The organism is Dokdonia sp. Dokd-P16 (assembly GCF_003095655.1).
GTDB lineage: Bacteria > Bacteroidota > Bacteroidia > Flavobacteriales > Flavobacteriaceae > Dokdonia.
The window spans coordinates 895,612-922,608 of the sequence record NZ_CP029151.1 but is presented as its reverse complement, the minus strand read 5'-3'; the positions used below and the strand labels follow the sequence as shown (position 1 = coordinate 922,608).

19 protein-coding genes are annotated in these 26,997 nt (G+C 38.5%); 17 read left to right on the top strand and 2 right to left on the bottom strand.

The window, feature by feature from the left end:
• Positions 1-5 precede the first annotated feature (5 nt).
• Complete coding sequence (locus tag DCS32_RS04180) at positions 6-839, bottom strand: universal stress protein (RefSeq protein ID WP_108877127.1); 834 nt, start codon at positions 837-839, stop codon at positions 6-8.
• Between the two features lie 214 nt (positions 840-1,053).
• Between DCS32_RS04180 and rimP the strand changes: the two genes are divergently transcribed.
• From rimP to infB, 3 genes are read left to right on the top strand one after another with little or no spacing between them, the layout of a single operon-like run.
• The gene (gene rimP, locus DCS32_RS04175) at positions 1,054-1,518 is read left to right on the top strand and encodes a ribosome assembly cofactor RimP (RefSeq protein WP_013751042.1); all 465 of its coding nucleotides are present in this window, start codon (positions 1,054-1,056) and stop codon (positions 1,516-1,518) included.
• A gap of 11 nt (positions 1,519-1,529) precedes the next feature.
• Positions 1,530-2,762, top strand: a complete 1,233-nt coding sequence (gene nusA / locus DCS32_RS04170) for a transcription termination factor NusA (protein ID WP_108877126.1) — start codon at positions 1,530-1,532, stop codon at positions 2,760-2,762.
• Between the two features lie 52 nt (positions 2,763-2,814).
• Entirely contained in the window at positions 2,815-5,634 is a 2,820-nt protein-coding gene (gene infB, locus DCS32_RS04165; protein ID WP_108877125.1) for a translation initiation factor IF-2, read from the top strand.
• Between the two features lie 327 nt (positions 5,635-5,961).
• Here infB and DCS32_RS04160 read toward each other — a convergent pair whose 3' ends face one another.
• Complete coding sequence (locus DCS32_RS04160; protein ID WP_013751045.1) at positions 5,962-6,357, bottom strand: SPOR domain-containing protein; 396 nt, start codon at positions 6,355-6,357, stop codon at positions 5,962-5,964.
• Positions 6,358-6,578: 221 nt separating this feature from the next.
• Between DCS32_RS04160 and DCS32_RS04155 the strand changes: the two genes are divergently transcribed.
• The 14 genes from DCS32_RS04155 (at position 6,579) to DCS32_RS04090 (ending at position 26,878) form a co-directional block, all read left to right on the top strand.
• Positions 6,579-7,871 carry a c-type cytochrome gene (locus DCS32_RS04155; RefSeq protein WP_108877124.1) on the top strand — a complete coding sequence of 431 codons (1,293 nt, stop codon included), beginning with the start codon at positions 6,579-6,581 and terminating at the stop codon, positions 7,869-7,871.
• Between the two features lie 95 nt (positions 7,872-7,966).
• Positions 7,967-11,038, top strand: a complete 3,072-nt coding sequence (locus DCS32_RS04150) for a TAT-variant-translocated molybdopterin oxidoreductase (RefSeq protein ID WP_108877123.1) — start codon at positions 7,967-7,969, stop codon at positions 11,036-11,038.
• Positions 11,039-11,069: 31 nt separating this feature from the next.
• Entirely contained in the window at positions 11,070-12,833 is a 1,764-nt protein-coding gene (gene nrfD, locus DCS32_RS04145; protein WP_108877122.1) for an NrfD/PsrC family molybdoenzyme membrane anchor subunit, read from the top strand.
• A 6-nt stretch (positions 12,834-12,839) separates the two neighbouring features.
• On the top strand, positions 12,840-13,370 hold the full coding sequence (locus DCS32_RS04140; protein WP_108877121.1) for a DUF3341 domain-containing protein: 531 nt from the start codon (positions 12,840-12,842) through the stop codon (positions 13,368-13,370).
• A gap of 9 nt (positions 13,371-13,379) precedes the next feature.
• A complete protein-coding gene (locus DCS32_RS04135) occupies positions 13,380-14,075 on the top strand; it encodes a c-type cytochrome (protein ID WP_108877120.1) in 696 nt (231 codons plus the stop codon).
• A gap of 32 nt (positions 14,076-14,107) precedes the next feature.
• Positions 14,108-15,499 (top strand): quinol:cytochrome C oxidoreductase, encoded by a 1,392-nt coding sequence (locus tag DCS32_RS04130; RefSeq protein ID WP_108877119.1) that lies wholly within the window; start codon positions 14,108-14,110, stop codon positions 15,497-15,499.
• Between the two features lie 28 nt (positions 15,500-15,527).
• A complete protein-coding gene (locus DCS32_RS04125) occupies positions 15,528-16,610 on the top strand; it encodes a cytochrome c oxidase subunit II (protein WP_108877118.1) in 1,083 nt (360 codons plus the stop codon).
• Between the two features lie 37 nt (positions 16,611-16,647).
• Positions 16,648-18,471: a cbb3-type cytochrome c oxidase subunit I gene (locus DCS32_RS04120; RefSeq protein WP_108877117.1), complete on the top strand. Its 1,824-nt coding sequence runs from the start codon at positions 16,648-16,650 to the stop codon at positions 18,469-18,471.
• Between the two features lie 164 nt (positions 18,472-18,635).
• Positions 18,636-19,658, top strand: coding sequence for a Holliday junction branch migration DNA helicase RuvB (ruvB, locus tag DCS32_RS04115; protein ID WP_108877116.1), 1,023 nt, complete (start codon positions 18,636-18,638; stop codon positions 19,656-19,658).
• A gap of 115 nt (positions 19,659-19,773) precedes the next feature.
• Complete coding sequence (locus DCS32_RS04110) at positions 19,774-21,099, top strand: cytochrome P450 (RefSeq protein WP_108877115.1); 1,326 nt, start codon at positions 19,774-19,776, stop codon at positions 21,097-21,099.
• 2 nt (positions 21,100-21,101) lie between these two features.
• Complete coding sequence (queG, locus tag DCS32_RS04105; RefSeq protein ID WP_410492546.1) at positions 21,102-22,031, top strand: tRNA epoxyqueuosine(34) reductase QueG; 930 nt, start codon at positions 21,102-21,104, stop codon at positions 22,029-22,031.
• 120 nt (positions 22,032-22,151) lie between these two features.
• Entirely contained in the window at positions 22,152-23,489 is a 1,338-nt protein-coding gene (locus DCS32_RS04100; protein WP_108877114.1) for an MFS transporter, read from the top strand.
• A gap of 44 nt (positions 23,490-23,533) precedes the next feature.
• Complete coding sequence (locus DCS32_RS04095) at positions 23,534-24,487, top strand: carbohydrate kinase family protein (protein ID WP_108877113.1); 954 nt, start codon at positions 23,534-23,536, stop codon at positions 24,485-24,487.
• Between the two features lie 87 nt (positions 24,488-24,574).
• Complete coding sequence (locus tag DCS32_RS04090; protein ID WP_108877112.1) at positions 24,575-26,878, top strand: NADP-dependent malic enzyme; 2,304 nt, start codon at positions 24,575-24,577, stop codon at positions 26,876-26,878.
• The last annotated feature ends 119 nt before the right edge of the window (positions 26,879-26,997 follow it).

Sequence of the window (26,997 nt, the reverse complement as noted above, 5' to 3'; positions counted from 1 at the left end):
ATATTTTAAATTCTAAAAGTGATTACGGGTCGTTTTGCGTGATTTACAAGTCCTTCACTCAAGGATCCATTTAAGAAATGAGCGAGCCCTTTGCGACCGTGGGTTGCGATACCTACTAGCCCAGAGTCAATCATCTCTGCAAAGTGAAGGATGCCGCTTTCTATCGTGTTGTCATTATAGATGTTTAATGTGCAATTTTCTACTTGCCCTTCTATATCCATGAACTTTTTCATCTGTTCTTCAACCTCATGAGTTGATCTAAAGTCTCCAGGAGTATTTACGTAAAGGGAGTGGAGTTGTGCGTTGTTTGTTTTGGCAAAGGCGATAGCTTGTTTAAAAGCATTGTGATTCTCTGCTTGAAAGTCAAGCGCATAAATAAAGTTTTTAATTTCAAAATGCTCATGTCTGTTTTTAATAATAAGTACTGGAATTTTAGAATTGCGCACTACTTTCTCTGCATTTGAACCAATGAAGAATTCGTGTAAACCACTATCTCCGTGGGATCCCATGACAATTAGGTCTGATTGATATTTGTCTACATAATCCATAATTCCCTCAAATGCGCCGTCAAACTCTGCACTTTCTTCTATAGTTACTCCATCAAGAAAAGGTGCGCTCATCACAGATTCAAATCTTTGATGAGCAAGTTTCATGAAGAAAATTGCCTCGGGAAGTTCGCTTTGATTTCCAGTAACAGCATCTACGAGTGTCATGGGGAGGTCTACCATGTGTAGTAAATTAATAGACGCATTGTGTTTCTTTGCTAGATCTGCAGCAACTCTTAGTGCATTTTCGGCCTGTTCAGAAAAATCTGTGGGTACAAGTATTTTTTTAATCATGCTAACAATTATTTAGTGAATCTGGCTATCAAGATAGACGCGCTGTCGTCCCGTAGCACAGATGTAAATACTCATTAAGAAAGGCATCTTAAATTTACAAAATAATACGCAGGGTTTTAGGCTTTTAAAAACGGATAATTTGTAGTATATTTGCACCGTTGAAAGACGAAGTGAATACAGAGGGGACAGCGGTCCCCTCTTTTTATAGGCTTATATGTTGAAGGAAAAAGTAACCAATTTACTACAAGAAGCACTGGATGAGAATCCAAGTTTATTTTTGATTAGTCTTGATATTCAAGGGAATAACGAGGTTAAAATCATTATAGACGGTGATAGTGGTGTGACAGTTGAGGATTGCATGGCGGTGAGTCGTAAGGTAGAACATAACTTAGATCGTGAGGAAGAAGACTTCTCATTAGAAGTGATGTCTGCTGGCGCAACGAGCCCTTTGGAAATTCCGAGACAGTACAAAAAGAATATAGGTAGACACCTAGAAGTGAAGACGCAGGATGGTGAGAAAATCGAAGGATTGATGACCGAGGCGACAGATGCAGAGATTACGCTTACTTGGAAAACAAGAGAGCCTAAGCCTGTAGGTAAAGGAAAAGTAACTGTCGAAAAGATAGAAACATTCCCTTACAATGAGATAGTTCAAGCAAAAGTGATGATTAAATTTTAACAAATGTTGATATGGAGAATTTAGCGTTAATCGATTCTTTTTCAGAATTCAAGGACGATAAATTAATAGATCGTGTAACCTTAATGGCCATCTTAGAAGAGGTGTTCAGAAGTACGTTAAAGAGACGTTTTGGTAGTGATGATAACTTTGATATTATTATAAATCCTGATAAAGGAGATCTTGAAATCTGGCGTAACCGTGTGGTTGTGGCAGATGGTGAGGTTGAAGATGATAATGAAGAGATTTCATTAACTAATGCTCGCAAGATTGAGGAAGATTTTGAAGTAGGAGAAGATGTTTCTGAAGAGGTGAAGCTTTTTGACTTAGGTCGACGTTCTATTTTGGCATTGCGTCAAAATTTAATTAGCAAGATTCATGAGCATGATAATACTAACATTTACAAGCAATTTAAAGAGCTTGAAGGTGAGTTGTATACTGCAGAGGTGCACCATATTAGACATAGAGCGATCATTTTACTTGATGATGACGGAAACGAGATTATCTTACCAAAAGATCGTCAGATTCCTTCAGATTTTTTCCGTAAAGGAGAAAATGTACGTGGAGTAATCGAAAGCGTAGAGTTGAAGGGAAATAAACCTTCAATTGTTATGTCTCGTACATCTCCATTGTTCTTAGAAAAATTATTTGAGTCTGAAATACCAGAAGTTTTTGACGGTCTAATTACTGTCAAGAATGTTGTGCGTATACCAGGGGAGAAGGCAAAAGTAGCAGTAGACTCTTATGATGATCGTATTGATCCAGTAGGAGCCTGTGTAGGTATGAAGGGTTCTCGTATTCATGGTATTGTACGTGAGTTAGGAAATGAGAATATTGATGTAATAAATTACACAACAAACCTTAACTTGTATATTACTAGAGCTTTAAGCCCTGCGCGTATTACAAGTATTAAGATTAATGAGGAAAATAAAACCGCACAAGCAGTTCTTAAACCTGAAGAGGTGAGTAAGGCTATAGGTCGCGGTGGTCATAACATTCGTTTGGCCGGACAGCTTACTGGATATGAGATTGACGTTTACAGAGAAGGTGTAGAGGAAGACGTTGAGCTTACAGAATTTTCAGATGAGATAGAAGCGTGGGTGATTGAAGCTTTCGCGAAAATTGGTCTTGATACCGCAAGAAGCGTATTAGAGCAAGATGCAGAAGATCTAGTACGTCGTACAGATTTAGAAGAAGAAACAGTTCTTGATGTGATGAGAATCCTCAAGGCAGAATTTGAAGAATAGAGTACCCTACAAGCGGAAGTAAGTAGGTTAAGAATAAAATTTAGAGCAGTTTATGGCAGCAGCAACAATGCGATTAAACAAGGTATTACGAGAAATGAACATTTCTCTAGATCGTGCCGTTGAGTTCTTAGGAACCAAAGGTATCGAGATAGAGGCGCGTCCGACTACGAAAATCACTACGGAGGTTTACGAGGTGCTTTCGGGTGAGTTTCAAACGGATGCCAATAAGAAAGTAGCTTCTAAGGAAGTTGCCGAAGCAAAAGAGAAAGAGAAGGAGGCACTGCGCGCCGCTCGAGAAGTTGAGATCGAAGCAAAAGCTGAGGCAAAAGCCGAGGCGCCTAAAAAGCAGGAGGTCGTTAAAGCTAAAGCACAGCTTAATGGGCCAAAGCAAGTGGGTAAAATTGATCTTAGTAAGCCAGCAGGAAATTTAGCAGACCGTAAGGAAGCTAAAAAAGAAACTGCAGAGGAGATTAAGCCAAAGCAGGAAGTGAAGCCTGTAAAAGAGGTGAAAGCTGATCCAGCTGCAACTCCTAAGTCTGAGGTTAAGGAAACTCCATCTCCAGTGGTTGAGACTAAGAAAGAAGAGGTTAAATCTGAAGTCAAAGCAAAAGCCCCTGAGAAAAAGGAAACTCCAGCTGTAAAAAAGGAAGAAGCAAAACCTGCAGATCCTAAAGCTAAGAAAGAGGAGAAAGAAGTGCGTTTAGGGGACGAAGTTCTCAAAACGGATTATAAAAAACTTAACGGTCCTAACTTTACAGGACAGAAGATAGACCTTTCTAAGTTTAAGAAGCCTGAGAAAAAATCATCTGCTTCAGACGATAAGAAAAAACGTCGTCGTCGTATTACAAAACCGGGAACTACTACAGGTGGTTCAAAACCCGGTGGAAATAATACGCGTGGAGGTAATAATTCTCGTGGCGGAAATAACGCTGGTAAAGGTAGAGGTCGTGTTGTAAAAGCAGAGCCTACTGAAGAAGAAGTACAAAAGCAAATTCGTGAGACTCTTGAAAAACTTCAAGGAAAGTCAAGCAAAGGAAAAGGAGCAAAATATCGTCGTGATAAACGTGATCAACACCGTCAGAAGACAGAAGATGATCAGGCACAGCAGGATATTGAGAGCAAAATCCTTAAAGTAACAGAGTTTGTTACGGTGAGTGAAGTTGCTACCATGATGGATGTAGGTGTTACTCAAATTATATCTGCGTGTATGTCACTCGGTATGATGGTAACAATGAACCAGCGTCTTGATGCAGAAACTATTTCTATTGTTGCAGATGAGTTTGGATATACAGTAGAATTTGTAAATGCAGACATTGAGGATTCTATTGAAGAGGTAGTTGACCTACCAGAAGATCTTGTAGAAAGAGCTCCTATTGTAACTGTAATGGGTCACGTAGATCATGGTAAAACATCTTTACTGGATTACATACGTGAAGAAAACGTTATTGCAGGTGAGAGTGGAGGAATCACACAGCACATTGGTGCTTATGGTGTGCAACTTGAAAATGGTAAGAAAGTAGCATTCTTAGATACACCTGGTCACGAAGCCTTTACGGCAATGCGTGCACGTGGTGCTCAGGTTACTGATATTGCAGTAATCGTAGTTGCAGCAGATGATAGTATAATGCCACAAACGAAAGAGGCAATTTCTCACGCACAAGCGGCGGGAGTACCTATTGTTTTTGCAATTAACAAGATAGACTTACCAGCAGCAAATCCAGAGAAAATAAAAGAAGGACTAGCTCAAATGAATCTTCTAGTAGAAGATTGGGGAGGTAAAATTCAATCACAAGAAATTTCTGCAAAGAAAGGAACGGGTGTAAAAGAATTACTTGAAAAAGTATTACTTGAAGCGGAGCTGCTCGAACTTAAAGCAAACCCTAATAGAAATGCAAATGGAACTGTAGTTGAAGCTTTCCTTGATAAAGGACGTGGATATGTATCTACTATTCTTGTGCAGGCAGGTACGCTTTCGGTAGGTGATTATGTATTGGCCGGTACAACATCTGGAAAGGTGAAGGCAATGCATGATGAGCGCGGTAAGAAAATTAAAAAAGCGGGTCCATCTACTCCAGTTTCAGTGTTAGGACTTGATGGAGCTCCTCAGGCTGGTGATAAGTTTGTTGTGATGTCAGATGAGCGTGAAGCAAAAGATATTGCAACAAAGCGTACGCAATTACAGCGTGAGCAAAATGTGCGTACACAGCGTCATATCACACTTGATGAAATAGGTCGTCGTATCGCATTAGGAGACTTTAAGGAGCTTAATATTATCCTTAAGGGAGATGTGGACGGATCTGTTGAAGCACTTACAGATAGTTTCCAGAAATTATCTACAGAGGAAATAGCAGTAAACATTATACATAAAGGTGTTGGTGCCATTACAGAGAGTGATGTGTTACTAGCTTCTGCATCAGATGCGATAATCATAGGATTTAATGTTCGTCCAGCAGGTAATGCGAGACAAGTTGCAGATAAAGAAGAAATCGATATCCGTACATACTCAATTATCTATGATGCGATAAATGATCTTAAGGATGCAATGGAAGGTATGCTTTCTCCAGAGATGAGAGAAGAGATAACTGGTACTGCAGAGATTCGTGAGACATTTAAGATATCTAAAGTGGGTACAATCGCAGGTTGTATGGTTATGAGTGGTAAAATCTTTAGAAACTCTAATATTCGTCTTATCCGTGATAGTGTAGTAGTTTATACTGGTACACTTGCTGCCTTAAAACGATTTAAGGATGATGTTAAGGAAGTAGCAAAAGGTTATGACTGTGGTATGCAGATTAAAAATTACAACGATATTAAAATTGATGATGTAATTGAAGCATTCCAAGAAGTAGCTGTAAAGAAGAAGCTTAAATAGCATCACAGAGTACTTAATTATATAAATCGCTTAGGAGCAATCTTAAGCGATTTTTTTATGCGCTTTCGCGAAAGTATTACAGGCTAATTATAATGTTGCTTGTGCTGTCTTTCGTTATCTCAATTAAGGGTAGTTGTTTGATTGCACTAGTAGATTTTGCTGAGGCTCAGGTTGAGCTGTTGGTGAAGTTGTGGTTGATGCGATTTGGTCTTTATGAGCACTTTCTAATGCGTTTTACTGGAGAGAACTATGTTTTCTGAACTGAGCATAAAAAAACCCTTAAAAACAGTTAAGTTGATAAGGGTGTATAATTGATGTTGTGATTGATTAGTCGCGACCATCTGGTTTAAAAATGAAAGCGCTTGGAAAGTCTTTCTTGATTTCCATAAGAGCTCTGTCTGCCTCACGTCTGTTTCTAAAACTCCCTATCCATACTTTGTAGTTAGGGGTTTCGTGTTTTATAGACGAAGACCATGTCCCTACGCGATTTCTATACTTTTTTAATGTTGAGCTTGCTGTATTTAAGCTTCCAGAATAGAGTTGAATTTTATATCTATCTGTTAGCTTCCCTTCCTTTTCCAGACTGCTTTTCAAATCAAGAAGTTCTGTAATTCTTTCATCTTGATTTATAGTGGATTGTGCGGTTTGTGCTTTCGCGAAAGCGAATGAAAACACAGCGGCGGCTAGTGTTAATTGTATGTTTTTAAACGTAATGCCGTTCATAATTGTTTTATTTTTTGTAAAGGTAAAAGATTAAAACTTAAACAAATTAAAATTATTATTTAGAACTGTTATAAATTAATAAGAACCCGTGTAAGGTGTCTTTGAGAATGCAGTTTGTGTAGTATTTTTGCTAACCATTTTGCGTGCGAGATTAACAGGCTCTTAACAACATTATTTGTCTAAAAATCGTGCCATCTTTTTGAAGCTAATTCAATATTAATATGATACAGGTTAAACGCCAAAATTCATTCTCAAGAGTCCTTACCCTAGCCGTGGTGGTGATTCTTACACTTTCTAGTTCTCTTTTTGCGCAAGACGCTCCTGCTGCTGATGCTAAGGCTGGTGAAGCTTTATTCAAGGCAAATTGTGCTGCTTGTCATAAACTGTATAAGCCTATGACGGGTCCATTACTTCATCAGGTTTCTGAGAAGTATGACCGTGAGTGGTTGTACAAGTGGATTAAAAATAGCCAAGGACTTATCAAATCTGGAGATGCACTTGCTGTAAAAGTGTACGAGGAAAACGGAAATAAAGTGATGAACTCTTTTCCTGCGTTGTCTAATGCAGATATAGATAACATCCTCGCCTATACGGATACTCCAAAGCCTGCTCCTCCTGTTATTGTTGATGGGCCTGTTGATGTTAAACAAGGTGGTGGAGTTTCAAATAACTTGATTCTTGCAATTCTTGGATTTGTACTGTTGCTTCTTATTGCTGTATTGTTTTTAGTAAACAACACGCTTAATAAGTTTGCGTCGGCTCAAGGGATCGAATTGAAAGCAGAAGAGAAACGCAAGCCTATTTGGAAAGCATTTGTTGAAAATCAATTCTTAGTACTTGTTTCAGTAATCTTCCTTTTGTTAGGTAGTGCGTATTTTGCATATGGGTGGATGTCTCAAATAGGGGTTGATCAGGGTTATATGCCAGTGCAGCCTATTCATTATTCACACAGAATTCACGCAGGTGAAAATGCAATCGAGTGTAAATATTGTCACTCATCTGCACGTGTGTCTAAGCACTCGGGGATACCTTCATTAAACATCTGTATGAACTGTCACAAGTCTATCGCAGAAGTTGCGGGACCTGAGTCTGAGTTTACATCTGTTACTGAGGATTACTCTAAGGAGTTTTACGATAAAGAAATTCAAAAGCTTTATAAAGCTGTAGGTTGGGATGAGTCAACACAATCTTACACTGGGGAAACTCAAGCTGTAGAGTGGGTTCGTATTCATAACCTTCCAGACTTTGCATACTTTAATCACTCTCAGCACGTAAGTGTTGCAGGAATTGAGTGTCAGAAATGTCACGGTCCTGTAGAGGAGATGGAAGTTATGTATCAACATGCTCCCCTTACAATGGGATGGTGTATTAACTGTCACCGTGAGACTAATGTGAAGATTGAAGGTAATGAGTATTACACAGAGATTCACGAGCAACTTGCAAAGAAGTATGGTGTTGAGAAAGTAACTGCTGCTCAAATGGGTGGTCTAGAATGTGGTAAGTGTCACTACTAGTATAGTGCGAGTGCGAATCACATCCTTATAGGGTGTGTATGTTAACCGAAACGAATTATCGATCTAAAGAAGATCACAATTAATAAATTAAGTATATGTCATCAAACAAGAAATACTGGAAAAGTGTCGATGAGCTCCAAGGGGACTCATCTATCGAGGCGCTAAGACAGAATGAGTTTGTACAAGAAATTCCGACAGATGAATTTTTAGGTGATAAGGAAACCCTTGAGGCTTCAGAAACTACACGTCGTGATTTCTTGAAGTATGTAGGTTTCTCTACTGCCGCAGCTTCCCTCGCAGCTTGTGAAGGTCCTGTTATTAAATCTGTTCCTTACGTAGTGCAGCCAGAGCAAATTGTTCCTGGTGTAGCAGACTATTATGCAACAACAATTGCAGATGGTTTTGACTTTGCAAGTGTTCTTGTAAAGACACGTGAAGGTCGCCCTATTAAGATTGAAAATAACGATCTAGCTAAAGGTGGTTTTGGAGCAAATGCTCGTGTTCATGCATCTGTTTTAGGAATGTATGATACTAATCGTGCGCAGTTCCCTACTGCTGCTGGTGAAGAAGTTTCTTGGTCAGATATAGATAAGGGTGTTATAGGTGCACTTCAAGGAGGAAAGAAGGCGGTGTTGCTTACGCAAACATTTGCAAGTCCTTCTACAGATAAACTTATAGAAGAGTTTAAAGTTAAGTTTCCTAATGTATCGCACGTAGCGTACGATGCTGCTGGGGAACAATTTGCTTTGGATGCTTTTGAAATGAAATACGGTTTCCGTGCATTACCGGATTATGACTTTGCTAAGGCAGATGTTATAGTTGCTGTAGGTGCAGACTTTGTAGGAGATTGGAATGGTGGTGGATATGATTCTGCTTACGGTAAGAAGCGTGTTCCTAAAAATGGAAAGATGTCTAAGCATTTCCAGTTTGAGGCAAACATGTCTCTTTCTGGTGCAAATGCAGATGTACGTGTACCATCTACACCATCACAACAAAAATTAATAGTACAAGCTCTTGCTGGTGGTTCTGTATCTGGTTTGCCAGAAGGAATAAAGGCAAAAGTTGCTCAAGCTCGTAAGGCATTACTTGCGGCTGGAGATAGCGGACTTCTTATAACAGGAGTTCAGGACGTGGCAACTCAGAAAATAGCGCTAGATTTTAATGCTGGTAAGTCTGTAATGGACACTGCTAAGCCTAAGATGACTCGCTCTGGAGATGCGCGCAAGATGATGCAGCTTGTAAAAGATATGAATGCTGGGCAAGTAGGAACTCTTATTATGGCGGGTGTAAACCCAGCATATAGTTTACCTAATGCTTCAGAATTTACAGAAGGGCTTAAGAAGGTAGAAGTTTCAGTTGCTTGTTCTATAAGAGCAGACGAGACTGCAGCTTTGTCTACACATATAGCTCCTGTGCCACATTACCTAGAATCTTGGGGAGATGTGCAGATTAAAATGGGAGAGGTAAGCCTTCAGCAACCTACGATAAAAGAAATTTTCAACACACGTCAATTTCAACAGAGTTTGTTGACTTGGATGGGTGAGGATAAAACATATTACGAGTATCTTAAGGATACAATGACTTCGGCTGGACTTCCTTTTAATAAGTCTGTTCAAGCTGGTGTTGTTGAGACTAACGCTTTCGCGAAAGCGGTTACACCTTCAAATACATCAATCACTTCAGATGCTGGGTTGTCTAGCACATTACAAGAAGGTACTGGTGATTTTGAATTGACGTTGTACACAATGACATCAATGGGTGACGGTACACAGGCAAACAACCCTTGGTTGCAAGAAATGCCTGATCCGTTAACACGTTGTACTTGGGATAACTACTTGACAATGTCTGAGGCAGATGCCAAAGAGAAAGGATTGTGGTTTGATAGAAGTACATTCTTTACAGAAGCACGTCACAATGCAAATGGTGGTCTTAATGGTCATTATGCAAATGTTACTGTAAACGGTGTTACCTTAGAGAATGTTCCTGTAATGATCCAGCCGGGTCAGGCTAAAGGGTCAGTGGGGCTTGCAGTAGGGTATGGTCGTAAAAATGGAATTCAAGAGGAGATGCAAACGGGTGTAAATGCATTCCCGTTAATGCAGAACTTCCAGACAACTCAAAAAGTATCTATTGAAAAAGTAGGTGGTGTACATGAATTTGCATCTGTGCAACTTCATAATACATTGATGGGTCGTGGTGATATTGTAAAAGAAACTACACTTGAAATCTTTAATACAAAAGATAAGCACTCTTGGAATGTAATGCCAGAAGTGAGTAAAGGTCATATAGAGTATGAAGTAACTTCACCAGAAGTTGATCTTTGGGATGAATTTGATCGTTCTATTGGGCATCACTTCAATCTTGCTATTGACCTGAATGCATGTACCGGTTGTGGTGCTTGTGTTATTGCTTGTCACGCAGAGAACAACGTTCCTGTTGTAGGTAAGTCAGAAATACGTCGTAGTCGTGATATGCACTGGTTACGTATTGATAGATATTACTCTTCTGAGGAGACGTTTGAGCTTGATGATACTAAGAAAAATGATTTTAGTGGTTTAGGTGGTGATCAAGGTTCTCTTGGAGGATTTGGTGAGCTAGAAGATCCAGCGGCAAACCCACAGGTTGCTTTCCAGCCTATCATGTGTCAGCACTGTAACCACGCACCATGTGAAACAGTTTGTCCGGTTGCAGCATCTGCACACGGTAAGCAAGGTCAAAACCACATGACGTACAACCGTTGTGTAGGTACTAGATATTGTGCAAATAACTGTCCATATAAAGTGCGTCGTTTTAACTGGTTCCTATATAATGGGAATGATGAGTTTGATTACCACATGAATAACGACCTTGGTCGTATGGTAATTAACCCAGACGTAACAGTTCGTTCACGAGGAGTTATGGAGAAATGTTCTATGTGTATTCAAATGACACAGAAAACTATTCTTGATGCAAAGCGTGATGGACGTAAAGTAAAAGACGGAGAGTTTGCTACAGCTTGCTCTAACGCTTGTACAAGTGGAGCTCTTGCCTTTGGAGATATAAACGATAAGGAGAGTGAAATTGAAACGCTTAGAACAGATGATCGTATGTATCACTTGCTCGAGCATGTAGGAACAAAACCTAATGTATTCTACCAGACAATGGTACGTAATACAGAAGAAGCATAAAAACAACTAATCTAAAGACTAATTATATAGGATTATGGCGCATTACGAAGCACCTATACGAAGACCACTAGTTACCGGAGATAAAACTTATCACGATGTAACTTTAGATATAGTCGCTCCTGTTGAAGGACGAGCTAATAAATCATGGTGGATCGTATTCTCTATCGCACTTGTTGCTTTCTTATGGGGAATAGGCTGTATTATCTATACTGTAACAAACGGTATTGGTAGTTGGGGCCTAAACAAAACCGTAGGATGGGCTTGGGACATTACCAACTTTGTATGGTGGGTAGGAATCGGGCACGCAGGAACATTGATATCTGCGGTACTATTATTATTCCGTCAGAAGTGGCGTATGGCAATTAACCGCTCGGCAGAGGCGATGACTATCTTCTCTGTAGTACAAGCTGGTTTGTTCCCTATTATCCACATGGGGCGTCCATGGCTAGCGTATTGGGTGTTACCTATACCTAACCAATTTGGTTCTCTATGGGTAAACTTTAACTCGCCGCTACTTTGGGATGTATTTGCAATATCTACATATCTTTCTGTATCACTAGTGTTCTGGTGGACTGGATTGCTTCCAGATTTTGCAATGATTCGTGATAGAGCTGTAAAGCCTTTCCAAAAGAAGATTTATAGTCTACTAGCCTTCGGTTGGTCTGGTAGAGCAAAAGATTGGCAGCGTTTTGAAGAAGTATCATTGGTACTTGCAGGTCTTGCAACACCACTAGTACTCTCTGTACACACGATTGTATCTTTTGACTTCGCAACTTCGGTTATACCTGGATGGCACACCACTATTTTCCCTCCTTATTTTGTTGCGGGAGCTGTTTTCTCTGGTTTTGCCATGGTAAATACGCTTCTTATCATAATGCGTAAGGTTGTGAGTTTAGAAAACTATATAACAGTACAGCACATTGAACTTATGAACATCGTAATTATGATTACAGGTTCTATAGTAGGTGTTGCTTATATTACTGAGTTGTTTATGGCTTGGTACTCTGGTGTAGAGTATGAGCAGTATGCATTCTTAAACAGAGCAACTGGACCTTATGCTTGGGCATATTGGAGTATGATGATATGTAATGTATTCTCTCCTCAATTTATGTGGTTCCCAAAATTGAGAAGATCTATAATGTTCTCTTTCATTATATCAATTGTAGTAAATATTGGAATGTGGTTTGAGCGTTTCGTGATTATTGTAACTTCACTTCACCGTGATTACTTACCATCATCATGGACGATGTTCTCACCTACATTTGTAGATATAGGTATCTTTATAGGTACTATAGGTTTCTTCTTTGTATTGTTCTTATTATATGCTCGTACTTTCCCGGTGATTGCACAAGCAGAAGTAAAGACAATTATGAAGTCTTCTGGAGAACGTTACAAGAAATTACGTGAGTCAGGACAATCATTAGTAGGTACAGGAGCAGACCCTCGTACATCTGGTGGACCTGTAAAAATTAATCTTGATGGTGCATACATTGCAAAGCCACAAGAATTATCTAAAGGGGAAACTGTTATCGCTGAAGATAATCATGGTGCTGCATCATTAACTGACCGTCTAGGTTCATTTGATGCTGCAACACAGAAAGCAGACGATCTTAAAGTCATTAATGGTATAGGTCCTAAAATGGAGGAGAAGCTTAATGTGCTTGGTATTTATACTTATGAGCAAGTGAGCAGAATGACTTCTAATGAGTATACGTTACTTGATAATCTAACTGGATCATTTCCTGGTCGTGCAGAGCGCGATGACTGGGCTGGTCAAGCTAACAATCTTAAATAATTAAGTATGGCATCTACAGTTATACACGCAATATACACGGATGATGACGTTCTTATGAACGCTGTTAAGGAAGTAAAGAAGAAGCATCTTCATATCAATGATATCTTTACTCCATTCCCTGTACACGGACTTGATAAGGCTATGGGTCTTGCACCTACTCGTCTTGCTATAACAGCATTTCTTTACGGATGTGTTGGAATTACAGTAGCGACAGTAATGATGAACTTTATAATGATTGAAGACTGGCCACAGAACATTGGTGGTAAACCTTCTTTTAGCTACATTGAGAACATGCCAGCATTTGTGCCTATCATGTTTGAACTTACAGTATTTTTTGCTGCCCACTTGATGGTAATAACTTTTTATTTAAGAAGTAAATTATGGCCATTCAAAAAAGCTGAAAATCCAGATGTACGTACTACAGATGATCACTTTCTTATGGAGATTGATGCCACTGGTAAAGATGGAGAGGAGCTCGCAAACTTTTTAGTTACGACTGGAGCCGTAGAGATTAATTTAATTGCAAACGAAGCATAAGCCAACGCAATGAAGAATATATTTAAAATAGCTGTTTTGTTAATTGCCTTTGCAAGTGTAATCTCTTGCCAAGATGATAATAAACCTAACTATCAGTATATGCCTAATATGTATGAATCTGTAGGTTATGAGACTTATGGTAAGTACGAGGTTTTTCCTGATGGTTATGAAGCACTAGAACCAGCAGAGGGATCTGTAATGAGAGGTTGGATGCCTTACGATTTTGAAAATACTCCAGAAGGTAAAGCTTCCGCGAAAGCGAATTTGAAAAATCCACTTCCTCTTACAGAAGATAATTATGTGAAGGGTAACGAACTTTATAATATTTACTGTTCAATCTGTCACGGAGTTAAAGGTGATGGTAAAGGGAATCTCGCAAAACGCGAAAAGATTTTAGGAGTGCCTGCTTACAATGATGCTGGTAGAGCTATTACTGAAGGTAGTGTATACCATGTTATGTATTATGGTATTAACTCTATGGGGTCCTATGCATCTCAAATGACAGAAGATGAACTTTGGATGGTTGATCATTATGTAATGGGTCTTAAAGACGCATTAGATGGTAAGCCACAGAAGGAATTTACAGCCTCTGAAATTATCTCTGAGATGACTGAGGGTAAAATTGATGTTGATTTAAACGAGGGTGCAGTAGATGCAATTCCTGGTCCAGAATCAGAGCCAATGAATGCTCAAGGTCACGAATAAAACTAATTAACGGAACAACCGATATTTAAGATATGTACACATTATCTAAGAACTTAAAATTATCAGCTATCATTTTTATGGTAGTAGGGGCGTTATTATTTGCAGTAGATGCGATGTATATGCCTTCGTCAATAGCAGATATTGAAGCTATGCACGCTGGTGATGATCACGGAGAGAGTCATGATACAGCAGTATCTGGCGAAGGTCATGAGGCACACGAGGCTATAGCTACCGCAAAAGGTCACGGTGATGATCATGCAGTTGCTAGTCATCAAGCTGAAGAAGGTCATGCAATGAGCGAAGCTGAACATAATCAACACCTTTTAGATGGATATAAGAACAAGCCATGGTCTGCAGTATATGTAGCGGCATTCTTTTTCTTTATGATTTCATTAGGGTGTCTAGCGTTTTACGCTGTTCAATATGCATCACAAGCTGGATGGTCTCCTTTATTGCTTAGAGTGATGGAAGGTATTACTGGGTATTTGTTACCTGGGAGTATTATCATGTTGATTTTGTTAGCTCTTTCTGGTTTTCATTTCAACCATATCTTCCACTGGATGGCAGATGGTATTACAGATCCAACTAGTGAAAACTATGATAAATTAATTGCTGGTAAATCAGATTGGTTAAATGTACCATGGTTATTGATTAGAGCTGTTATATTTATTGCAGGTTGGAATGCATATAGATTCTTTGCTGTAAAGTTTTCTAAAGAACAAGACGAAGCAACAGATAACAGATCACATAAAAAGTCATTTAAACTTGCCGCGCTATTTTTAGTATTCTTTTTATACACTGAATCAATGATGTCATGGGATTGGATTATGTCTATAGACCCACACTGGTTTAGTACGTTATTTGGATGGTATGTACTTGCAGGAATGATGGTGTGTGGTATTACAACTATCGCTTTAATAACTATGATACTTAAAGGTGCTGGTTATTTACAGAGTGTAAATGATAGTCACATTCATGACCTTGCTAAATTTATGTTTGGATTTAGTATTTTCTGGACATACTTATGGTTCTCTCAGTTCATGCTTATTTGGTATTCAAACATTCCGGAAGAAGTAACATACTACATACAGCGTATAGAAGATTATAACTTACCATTCTTCGGAATGCTTATAATGAACTTCTTATTCCCATTACTAATACTAATGAACAGTGACTTCAAACGTGTAAACTGGTTCGTTGTTATGGCTGGTATTGTTATCTTATTAGGTCACTATGTGGATATATATAACATGGTTATGCCTGGTACAGTTGGGCAAGCTTGGTCATTTGGATTTGTAGAGTTAGGATCACTTATGTTCTTCTTTGGATTATTTGTATTGATTGTATTTACATCGCTTACAAAACGTCCATTAGAGCCTAAGCGCAATCCACTTATTGAAGAAAGTAAACACTTTCATTATTAGAATATTGATATAAAGAAGTTAGAAAACAATGACAGGTTTATTAGCACTCATCGTAGTAATTCTATTTGTAGTCACGCTTTGGCAAATGTCGAAGATCTTTAAACTATCACAGTTTAATAAGAAGACTAATAGCGAAACGGCTCAAGTAGCAGACGACAAAGACAATCGTATCAATGGTAAATTGATGCTCTGGTTTGCAGTTGTATTTTATTTTATAATGGCATACTGTTTTATCTATTACAGTAAGTTTTATTTACCAGAGGCATCATCAGAGCATGGTGCAGATTATGACTATTTATTATTCATATCTCTTGCTCTTATCATGTTTGTGCAGGTAATTACACAGGCTTTACTTCATTATTTCGCATATAAGTACAGCGGAAAAAAAGGACAGCGTGCTTTATTTTATGCAGACAATGATAAATTAGAGTTTATCTGGACAATAATTCCAGTAATCGTTCTTGCAGGTTTAATCATATATGGTCTTTTTACTTGGTCAGATATTATGAATTTTGAGGAGGATGAAGATGCCATCGTAGTAGAGCTTTATGCAAAACGTTTTGGATGGCAAGCTAGATATGCTGGAGAGGATAATACCTTAGGTAATGCAAATGTAAGATTCATTGAAGGAGCAAATACTGTCGGAGTAGATGAGAGTGATGCAGATGCAATGGATGATAAGATTACTACAGAATTACACCTTCCTGTAGGACGTCAAGTGATTTTTAAGCTACGTTCTCAAGATGTACTTCACTCGGCATACATGCCACACTTTAGAGCACAAATGAACGTTGTGCCTGGTATGATTACTCAGTTTTCATTTACACCTTCAAAAACCACTGCTGAAATACGCGATACGGACTACATGAAGGATAAGATGGCTACTATTAAAGATATTAGAAAAGAGAAAAACAAGCACTCTATTGCAGCTGGAGACGGTCCAATAGATGCATATGACGAATTTGACTATTACTTGCTATGTAATAAGATTTGTGGAGCTTCGCATTACAACATGCAGATGAAGATTGTTGTTGAGACCCAAGAAGAGTACGATGCTTGGATCGCAGAACAAAAGACATTTGGTAGTTCTTTAGCAACAGCTCAAGAGTAAAAAAAAGAAAAAGAAAAATTAACTAAAGAATCAAGGTATGGCAGCACACGCACCAACAGCAGATCATGGTCATGACGATCACGAGCACCACCACGAGCAAACATTTGTAACAAAATATATCTTTAGTACAGATCATAAGATGATCTCAAAGCAGTACTTAATTACTGGTTTGATAATGGGTATTATAGGTATTGGGATGTCATTGATATTCCGTCTTCAACTTGCTTGGCCAGATCACCAGTTCACTATTTACGAAGTACTCTTAGGAGACTGGGGTAAAGATGGTGTTATGGATCCAAATATTTATTTAGCACTTATTACGATACACGGAACTATCATGGTGTTCTTTGTACTTACCGCTGGTTTGAGTGGTACATTTAGTAACTTATTGATTCCACTTCAAATTGGAGCTCGAGATATGGCTTCAGGATTCTTGAACATGGTATCTTACTGGTTATTTTTCCTTTCTTCAGTAATCATGGTTCTTTCTCTTTTTGTAGAGTCAGGCCCAGCTGCTGCAGGATGGACAATTTATCCTCCATTATCAGCACTACCTAACAGTATCCCTGCTTCAGGTATGGGAATGACATTATGGTTAGTATCAATGGCTATTTTCATTGCTTCTTCACTTTTAGGGTCATTAAACTATGTAGTAACTGTAATAAACTTACGTACTAAGGGTATGTCTATGACTAGGCTTCCTCTTACAATCTGGGCATTCTTTGTAACAGCAATTATTGGTGTTGTTTCATTCCCAGTATTACTTTCTGCTGCTTTAATGTTAATCATGGACAGAAGTTTTGGAACATCATTCTTCTTATCTGATATTTATTTAGGTGGAGAGGTATTACATAATTCTGGAGGTTCGCCTGTATTATTTGAGCACCTTTTCTGGTTCTTAGGTCACCCAGAAGTATATATTGTATTACTACCGGCATTAGGAATATCGTCTGAGATTATATCAACTAACTCGCGTAAGCCTATTTTTGGTTATCGTGCGATGATTGCGTCTATTCTTGCAATAGCATTCTTGTCTACCATCGTATGGGGTCACCACATGTTTATCTCTGGAATGAACCCATTCTTAGGATCGGTATTTACATTTACAACATTGCTTATTGCGATTCCATCTGCAGTAAAAGCATTTAACTATATAACAACCTTATGGAAAGGTAATCTCCAGTTCAACCCTGGGATGTTATTTTCTATAGGTCTTGTATCTACTTTTATCTCTGGTGGACTTACAGGGATTATTCTTGGTGATTCTACATTAGATATTAACGTTCACGACACTTATTTTGTAGTAGCTCACTTCCACTTGGTGATGGGTATATCTGCGCTTTATGGATTATTTGCGGGAGTATACCACTGGTTCCCAAAAATGTTTGAAGGTAAGATGATGAACAAGAACTTGGGTTACGTTCACTTCTGGATTACAGTTATAGGAGCGTACGGTATTTTCTTCCCTATGCACTTCATCGGAATGGCGGGATTACCTAGACGTTACTACACGAACTCTGCTTTCCCATATTTTGATGATTTACTAGACGTAAATAAGGCTATAAGTATTTTTGCATTCATAACTGCAGGAGCACAATTAGTATTCTTATATAACTTTATCCATTCTATGTTCTATGGTAAAGTAGGAGCGCAAAACCCTTGGAAGTCTAACACATTAGAGTGGACTACTGGACATAAGCATATTCACGGTAACTGGGCTGGAGCAATTCCAGAGGTACAACGTTGGCCATATGATTATTCTAAATTGAATAAAGATGGTTCAGATTACGTAATACCTGGTCAGGATTTTATCCCACAGACCATGCCTCTTCAACCTAATGAAGAAGAAATGAATCACTAGATTATAATATTTAGTTTTAAAAACCCACTCAATTGAGTGGGTTTTTTGTTGTTACGCTTTCGCGAAAGCGGACTAATACAATTAAAATTTTGTGAGTGCTCATTGTTATGTATTCATCATGACCCAACACTATTCCTTATCTTTGATTGAAAGCACCGCTACGTATGAATGAACATTTAGTTCCCACAAATGAAGGTTTTTCTAGAGAAGATGTAGATGTCGAAAAGGCATTGAGACCTCTGTCTTTTGATGACTTTGCAGGACAAGATCAGGTACTGGAGAATCTTAAGATATTTGTTCAAGCTGCAAATCTTAGAGGTGAGGCGCTAGATCATACGCTATTTCATGGCCCTCCAGGTCTTGGTAAAACTACGCTAGCAAATATTCTGGCAAATGAACTTGATGTAAATATCAAGATTACATCAGGTCCTGTACTGGACAAGCCAGGAGATCTTGCGGGTTTACTTACCAATCTTGATGAGAGAGATGTGCTTTTCATTGATGAGATACATAGATTGAGTCCCATAGTAGAAGAGTATCTATACTCAGCTATGGAGGATTATCGTATCGACATTATGATCGAGACCGGTCCTAATGCTCGAAGCGTACAGATTGATCTTGCTCCATTTACATTAGTGGGTGCAACAACTCGTTCTGGACTACTTACAGCGCCTATGCGAGCACGTTTTGGTATCTCAAGTAGATTACAATATTACACTACGGAACTGCTAACTACTATCGTTGAGCGTAGTTCGAGCATATTAGGGGTGCCTATCTCCATGGAAGCCGCTGTTGAGATTGCAGGAAGGAGTAGAGGAACTCCTCGTATTGCAAATGCGTTGTTGAGGCGTGTGCGTGATTTTGCTCAGATTAAGGGTAATGGAAGTATAGATATTGCTATTGCAAAATACAGTCTTGAGGCATTAAATGTAGATGCACACGGACTTGATGAGATGGATAATAAAATACTTGCGACCATTATAGATAAGTTTAAGGGTGGACCCGTAGGTATTACCACACTTGCAACTGCTGTATCTGAGAGTGCAGAAACGATTGAGGAAGTCTACGAGCCATTCCTAATACAACAGGGTTTTATAATGCGTACGCCTAGAGGTAGAGAAGTGACCGAAGAAGCTTATAGGCATTTAGGTCGTGTAAAAGGGCCTGTGCAGGGCGGACTGTTTTAATTTTTACTGTGAAGTTGGCAATTATAAAAGTGGAATGATTCATGTTTTTTGAAAGCCTGGGTTATCTTAAATTCAATCAAGCCGTATCTTTATAATTGATCTTACAAAACATTATATGCCAGATAAAATTCCAGCAGTATCCGTGTTTAAATTTCTTGCAAATGCAGGAAGTATTCTTAAAAACCCATTGCCATTTCATAAGGAAAATTTTGAGTTAAAAGGTGACACTTTTAAACTAAAGCTTGGTTTTGGTAATGATGTAGTTTTCTCAAGAGATCCAGAATTTGCTAGATATGCACTTCAGAAAAATCAACGGAATTATAGTAAATCACCTATCCAAACTAAGGACTTAGCAAAATATGTTGGGGAAGGTCTGCTCACGGCAGAAGGTGACCACTGGAAAAAACAACGCAAACTCATACAACCAGCCTTTCATAAAAAGCAACTAGCTCAATTACTTGATGTAATGCATGAGGTAATTCAAAAAGAACTATTGCGTATTGTAATGCATAAGCCTTTTGATGTATTTGAGGTTTTTAATGATCTTGCATTTATGACTGTCGTTAAGGCATTGTTTAAAACAGATGTAGATCGAGATAAAATTAATAGACTGCAACACATCACAGAGCAAGCACAAAAGATGCTTGTAAAAGAACTGCGCCAGCCATTTAAGGCATGGTATTTTAAATATGGTGGACCTATAGATAAACATCTTGCTCTAACAAAAGAGGCGAGGGTGATTCTAAAGGAACTCGTACAAGAGCGCAAAGACAGCGGTGACAAGCCAGGTGATTTACTTGATATGCTGCTAGATTCTCAATATGAAGATGGTGGATTTATGGACGATAAACAGCTTATTGATGAAATTCTCATTTTATTTTCGGCGGGTCATGAGACTACCTCAAATGCACTTACTTTTACAGCCGAACTGCTTGCTAGAAATCCTATCTGGCAAGATAAAATTTATAAAGAATACGCTTTCGCGAAAGCGAACTCCATAAGCCTTAATGAGTTTTTAAGACATTGTACCATTACCAAGCAGGTGCTGGAGGAAACCATGCGTATGTATCCACCAGCATATTTTATAGATCGAGTGAATATTGAAGATGATGATCATAACGGAATGGAGGTTCCTGCAGGTTCTAACTTATTGTTTTCTGTGATAGAGATACATAAGCATAAGGACTTTTGGGAACGAGCAGATCAATTTGATCCTACGAGGTTTGATGATAACGCAGGGATGAAACATCCGGCATATTTTCCTTTTGGCGCAGGACCTAGAATGTGTATAGGGAATAATTTTGCTATGTATGAAATGATCTTAGCCATTACAGAAATGGTGAGTATGTATAAGATTACCCCAAAAAACACACCTATTGAAATTTTACCGCTTATTACCTTAAAGCCTAAAAATGCGTTGCTAGAATTTATACCAAGATAGTAATGATTGAAAATCGAGCAAAACATACAACCTTCATTAAAGCCGAAGCCACTCGCCTGGGTTTTATGTCTTGTGGTATAAGTAAAGCTGGTTTTCTAGAAGAGGAGGCACCTCGACTTGAGTCATGGCTTAAGCAAAATATGAATGGCGAGATGCAGTATATGGAGAACTACTTCGATATGCGCCTTGACCCAACTAAGCTTGTGGAGGGCTCAAAAAGTGTGATTTCTCTATTGCTTAATTATTATCCTCACGAAATTCAAAATAAGGATTCGTACAAGATATCTAAGTATGCTTATGGCCGCGATTATCACTTTGTGATAAAGGATAAACTCAAAGAGTTTTTACACAATATACAAGAGGAAATAGGGGATGTGCACGGGCGTGCCTTTGTAGATAGCGCTCCAGTGCTTGATAAAGCATGGGCAAAGATGAGTGGACTTGGTTGGATAGGTAAACACAGTAATCTACTTTCTAAGAAAGCTGGTTCTTTCTACTTCATAGCAGAATTAGTGATTGATCTAGATCTGGAATACGACACACCTGTAACAGATCACTGTGGTAGTTGTACAGCGTGCATAGACGCATGTCCTACAGATGCTATTGTAGAGCCTTATAAGGTAGATGGTAGTAAATGTATAAGTTACTTTACGATTGAGTTAAAAAATCAAATTCCTGACTATGCAAAGCCACATCTAGACGACTGGATGTTTGGTTGTGACGTGTGTCAAGATGTATGTCCTTGGAATCGTTTTTCAAAAGCGCATAGTGAGCCACTATTTGACCCTCATCCAGAATTGCTTTCCAATTCAAAGAAGCAGTGGGAAGAAATCACGCAAGAGGTATTTTCAGAAATCTTTAAAAAATCTGCAGTAAAACGCACCAAGTTTTCAGGGTTACAGCGCAATATAGATGCACTTAAACGGCCATAATGAAAAAAATTGCTTTTTTACGAAAACGTTATAGTATCATAATTTGAAATTCTCTACGGGTATTTTAAAAATTATTACGGATATTACTATCGCTACACTGCAATAACTACGCACTATCTTATGAATAAAATACTAAGCTCCATTAAAAAGCCTAACCTCTCATTCTGGCAAATTTTTAATATGAACGTTGGTTTCTTAGGGATTCAATTTTCCTTTGGACTTCAACAAACAGCTATAAATCCTATATTCTTATATCTAGGAGCAGCCGAAGATTTGCTGCCTATTCTCAATATAGCAGGGCCTATAACAGGATTAATTGTGCAGCCTATTATAGGTGCGATAAGTGACAAAACATGGTCGCCAAAGTTTGGAAGAAGAAAACCTTTTTTCTTGATAGGTGCTCTAATAGGTAGTATATGTCTTTTTGCATTCCCATTTAGTCCAGTGTTGTGGGTAGCAGTTGCATTGCTTTGGATACTCGACATAGGTAATAACATGGCTATGGAGCCGTATAGAGCACTAGTAGGAGATAAGTTGCCGCAAAAGCAACTAAGCCTTGGTTACCAAATGCAAAGTCTTTTTGTAGGCGCGGGAACAGTGATTGCGATGCTATCTATTATATACTTTCAAGAGATTTTTGGAGTGGCAGAAGAAATTGTAGGAAGTATACCCCAATGGTTATACTACTCATTTTTTATAGGAGCGATATTATCTATCACAACCATATTATGGTCTGTTAGTAGGACTAAAGAAATACCACCTTCTGAAGGGGAGATGGTGCAAATCAAGGAATTTAGAGGACTATCATTTATAGAAAAATTTAAACATCCATTTGTTGAGATTGCTCAAACCGTAAAAACAATGCCTCCATTTATGTGGAAGGTGGCAGGTGTGTATCTATTTCAATGGTATGCACTGTTTGTGTATTGGCAATTTAATGTTCCTATGTTTAGAGATACATTAAATTTCACTATTGGAGAAGCTGCATCACAATCTGCAAAAATGAGTTTAACCTACAACTCTGTGACTATGGTCGTTGCTCTTGTGCTCGTGCCGCTCACGTTAAAGTATGGAGGTAAGAAAATTTATGCAGCAAGTTTACTAGGTACAGCAATCGCTATGTTTTTGATCCCATATATAAACGATGCAAATTTAGTATTGGCACCTATGATTCTTTTTGGGATAGGTTGGGCTGCAATGATGGGAATCCCATATACGATGGTTTCTAAAATTGTACCTCAAACTAAGCGTGGTATTTATATGGGTATTTTAAATATGATGATTGTTATACCTATGGCAATCGAGACCGTGACTTTTGGTCCTATTTATAAATATTTGCTGGGAGGAAATGCTATAAACGCAATATTATTTGCGGGAGTGTTTTTCTTGATATCGGCTATTCTAGCACTTAGGTTGACACCTAAGCAAGCGCAAGAAGTATATAATCAACCAGAGTAATTAGTAGTTTACATCATTTATAAGTATCAAAATTCTAAAAAGACGTGAGTAGAGATATCGATATCATATGTGTAGGTGAGGTTTTAATAGACTTCATAGGTCACCAAAAGGAAGTGCGAATTGATCAAACTAGAGATTATCACAGGTATCTAGGTGGTAGCCCGACAAATGTGGCTATGAATTTATCTAGATTAGGCATGAATGTAAAGCTTGCAGCTACTAGAGGTGACGATGGTCTAGGTATTTATATAGAAGAAAAACTTGCAGAGAATGGAGTGCAAACAGATCTTGTGCGAACAGATGCTGTAAATCCTACGAGTGTAATCTTTGTTTCGAAAACAACGGGAACACCAGATTTTATTGCCTATCGCTATGCAGATACGAAAATCACCGAAGATCAAATTCCAGATGAGCTTATTGAAAAGACTTCCATTTTTCACACCACCGCTTTTGCATTAAGTAAAAATCCTGCTCGCACTACTATCTTGAATAAAGCAAAGAAAGCATTTGAGGCAGGATGTACCTTGAGTATTGATCTTAATTATTCTCCACGTATTTTTCCAAAGAGAGAAAAGGCGATGGAGACTTTTAGACAATACTGTTCATATAATCCGCTAGTGAAAATAAGCGAAGATGATATGGAGCGCTTGTTTGGAGAACGTAAATCTCATGATGAGATATTTGATTTCTTTCATAGTGATTTTGGTGTTGAGCTCGTTTGTCTCACGCTAGGCTCTGATGGGGTTAAGCTTTCGCGAAAGCGTAAAAACAAATCTCAAGAAATAATTGAACTACCAGCAGCAAGGGTAGAAAATATTCTTGACGCTACGGGTGCAGGAGATGCCTTCTGGAGCGGCTTTTTATTTGCATACATTAAAGAATATGAAATCGAACGTTGTCTTAAAGTTGCGCTGTCACTAGCTGCAATCAAATTACAGCATGTAGGCAGGCTTCCTCAAAACGTAGATATCTTAACGCAATTATTAGATTTTAAATAGAACGTAACCTCATAACTATAATGTTCCATAGCTTATGTGACCTATTAGGAAATCAGTATTTTTGTAAGTCAAATACAAATCAACTTTATGAGTCAAAACAGCAACAAGCGTAGAGAAGCTCTCGTGTATCACGCAAAGCCTAAACCAGGTAAAATTGCCGTAGTTCCTACGAAGAAGTATTCTAGCCAGCGTGATCTCGCGCTAGCATATTCTCCTGGTGTAGCAGAGCCTTGTCTAGAGATTGCAAAAGATGTAAATAACGTTTATAAATATACGGCAAAGGGTAACCTAGTTGCTGTAATCACAAATGGTACCGCAGTTTTAGGACTGGGAGATATAGGGCCAGAAGCGTCTAAGCCCGTTATGGAAGGTAAAGGTCTATTGTTTAAAATATTTGCTGGTATTGATGTGTTTGATATAGAGGTAGATACTAAGGATGTAGATGCTTTTGTAGAGACTGTAAAGAATATAGCGCCTACTTTTGGAGGTATTAACTTAGAAGATATCAAAGCTCCAGAAGCTTTTGAAATAGAACGCAGACTTAAAGCAGAGTTGGATATACCAGTGATGCATGATGATCAGCATGGTACAGCAATTATTTCGGCTGCGGCAATGCTTAATGCATTAGAAATTGCAGGTAAACGTATTGAAGATGTAAAGATTGTGGTGAGTGGTGCGGGAAGCGCTGCTATCTCTTGCATGAACCTATATCACTTACTAGGTGCTAAGCTGGAAAATATATCAATGTTTGATATAAACGGTTTGCTACGAGCAGATCGAAAAGATCTTTCTCCAGAGCAGGTAAAATTTAAGAGTAACAAAGATTATAAGAATCTAGCAGAAGCCATGGTAGATGCAGATGTGTTTTTAGGACTATCTGTAGGTAATATTGTATCACCAGATATGATTAGATCTATGGCAAATGATCCTATAGTCTTTGCGATGGCAAACCCAACACCAGAGATCGATTATAACGTAGCAATTACTTCTCGACCAGATCTTATTATGGCGACGGGCCGTTCTGACCATCCTAATCAGGTTAATAATGTGCTTGGTTTTCCTTTTATTTTCCGTGGAGCGCTTGATGTAAGAGCAACGGCAATAAATGAAGAAATGAAAATGGCGGCTGTAAAAGCACTGGCTCAACTAGCAAAAGAGCCAGTTCCAGAGCAGGTAAATATTGCATACGGAGCAACACGATTTACCTTTGGACGAGATTATATTATCCCAAAGCCTTTTGACCCGAGATTGATAACAACAATTCCTCCAGCAGTTGCAAAAGCTGCTATGGATAGTGGAGTTGCACTTGAACCTATAACAGACTGGGAGTCTTATAATGATGAGTTATTAGAACGCCTAGGAGAAGATAATAAGATTGTAAGATTACTGCTTGATAGAGCTAGGCTTGATCCTAAGCGTATCATCTTTGCAGAGTCAGATCAGCTGGATGTACTAAAAGCTGCTCAGATTGTGCATGAGGAAGGGATTGCAATCCCTGTGTTATTAGGTAACAGAGAGGTGATACTTGAGCTTAAAGAAGAAATAGGTTTTGAAGCAGATGTAGAGATTATAGATCCTTTATCTAATGAGGAAAAAGATCAAGTAGATCGCTATGCAAACATATACTGGAACACACGTAAGCGCAAGGGTATCACATATCTTGATGCAAGGCGTCAAGTAAAGCGTCGCGATTATTTTGCTTCTATGATGGTAAATGAAGGTGATGCAGATGGTATGTTATCTGGTTATAGTCGTAGTTATCCTACTGTGATAAAGCCAGTGCTTGAAGTTATAGGTACTGCGCCTGGTGTTCAAAAAGTAGCAGCTTGTAACTTGATGGTGACATCAAGAGGACCTTTGTTTCTTGCAGATACTTCAATAAATATTAATCCAACTGCAAAGGAACTTGCTAAAATCGCCCAAATGACGTCGGCTACCGTAAAGATGTTTGGTCTTGAGCCAGTAGTGGCTATGGTAAGTTATTCAAACTTTGGATCTTCTGGACATGAGAAAGCTACAGAGGTGAGTAAGGCGGTGTCTTATTTGCACCGTTACTATCCAGATCTTGTGGTAGATGGTGAAGTACAAGCAGATTTTGCTCTCAACAGGGAAATGTTGCAGGCAAAATTTCCTTTCTCAAAACTAGCAGGAAGAAAAGTAAACACACTTGTATTTTCAAATATAGATAGTGCAAACATTACCTATAAAGTGATTAAGGAGCTTGAGAAAGCAGATAACATAGGACCTATTTTGTTAGGCATGCGTAAGCCTGTGCACGTACTTCAGCTAGGAGCAAGTGTAGATGAAATGGTTAGTATGGCTGCAATTACGGTTATTGATGCTCAGAAAAAACAAAAACAAGAAGTGCGCCGTGCGCAAGAACAGAAGTAATATATAGATTTCGCTTTCGCGAAAACTTGATACAAAGAGGTGTAAAATGTAATGTTTACACCTCTTTTTTTGTGAGTGGTTTTATTGATGAAAAGAGGAAGGATTATTCATTAGTTTTT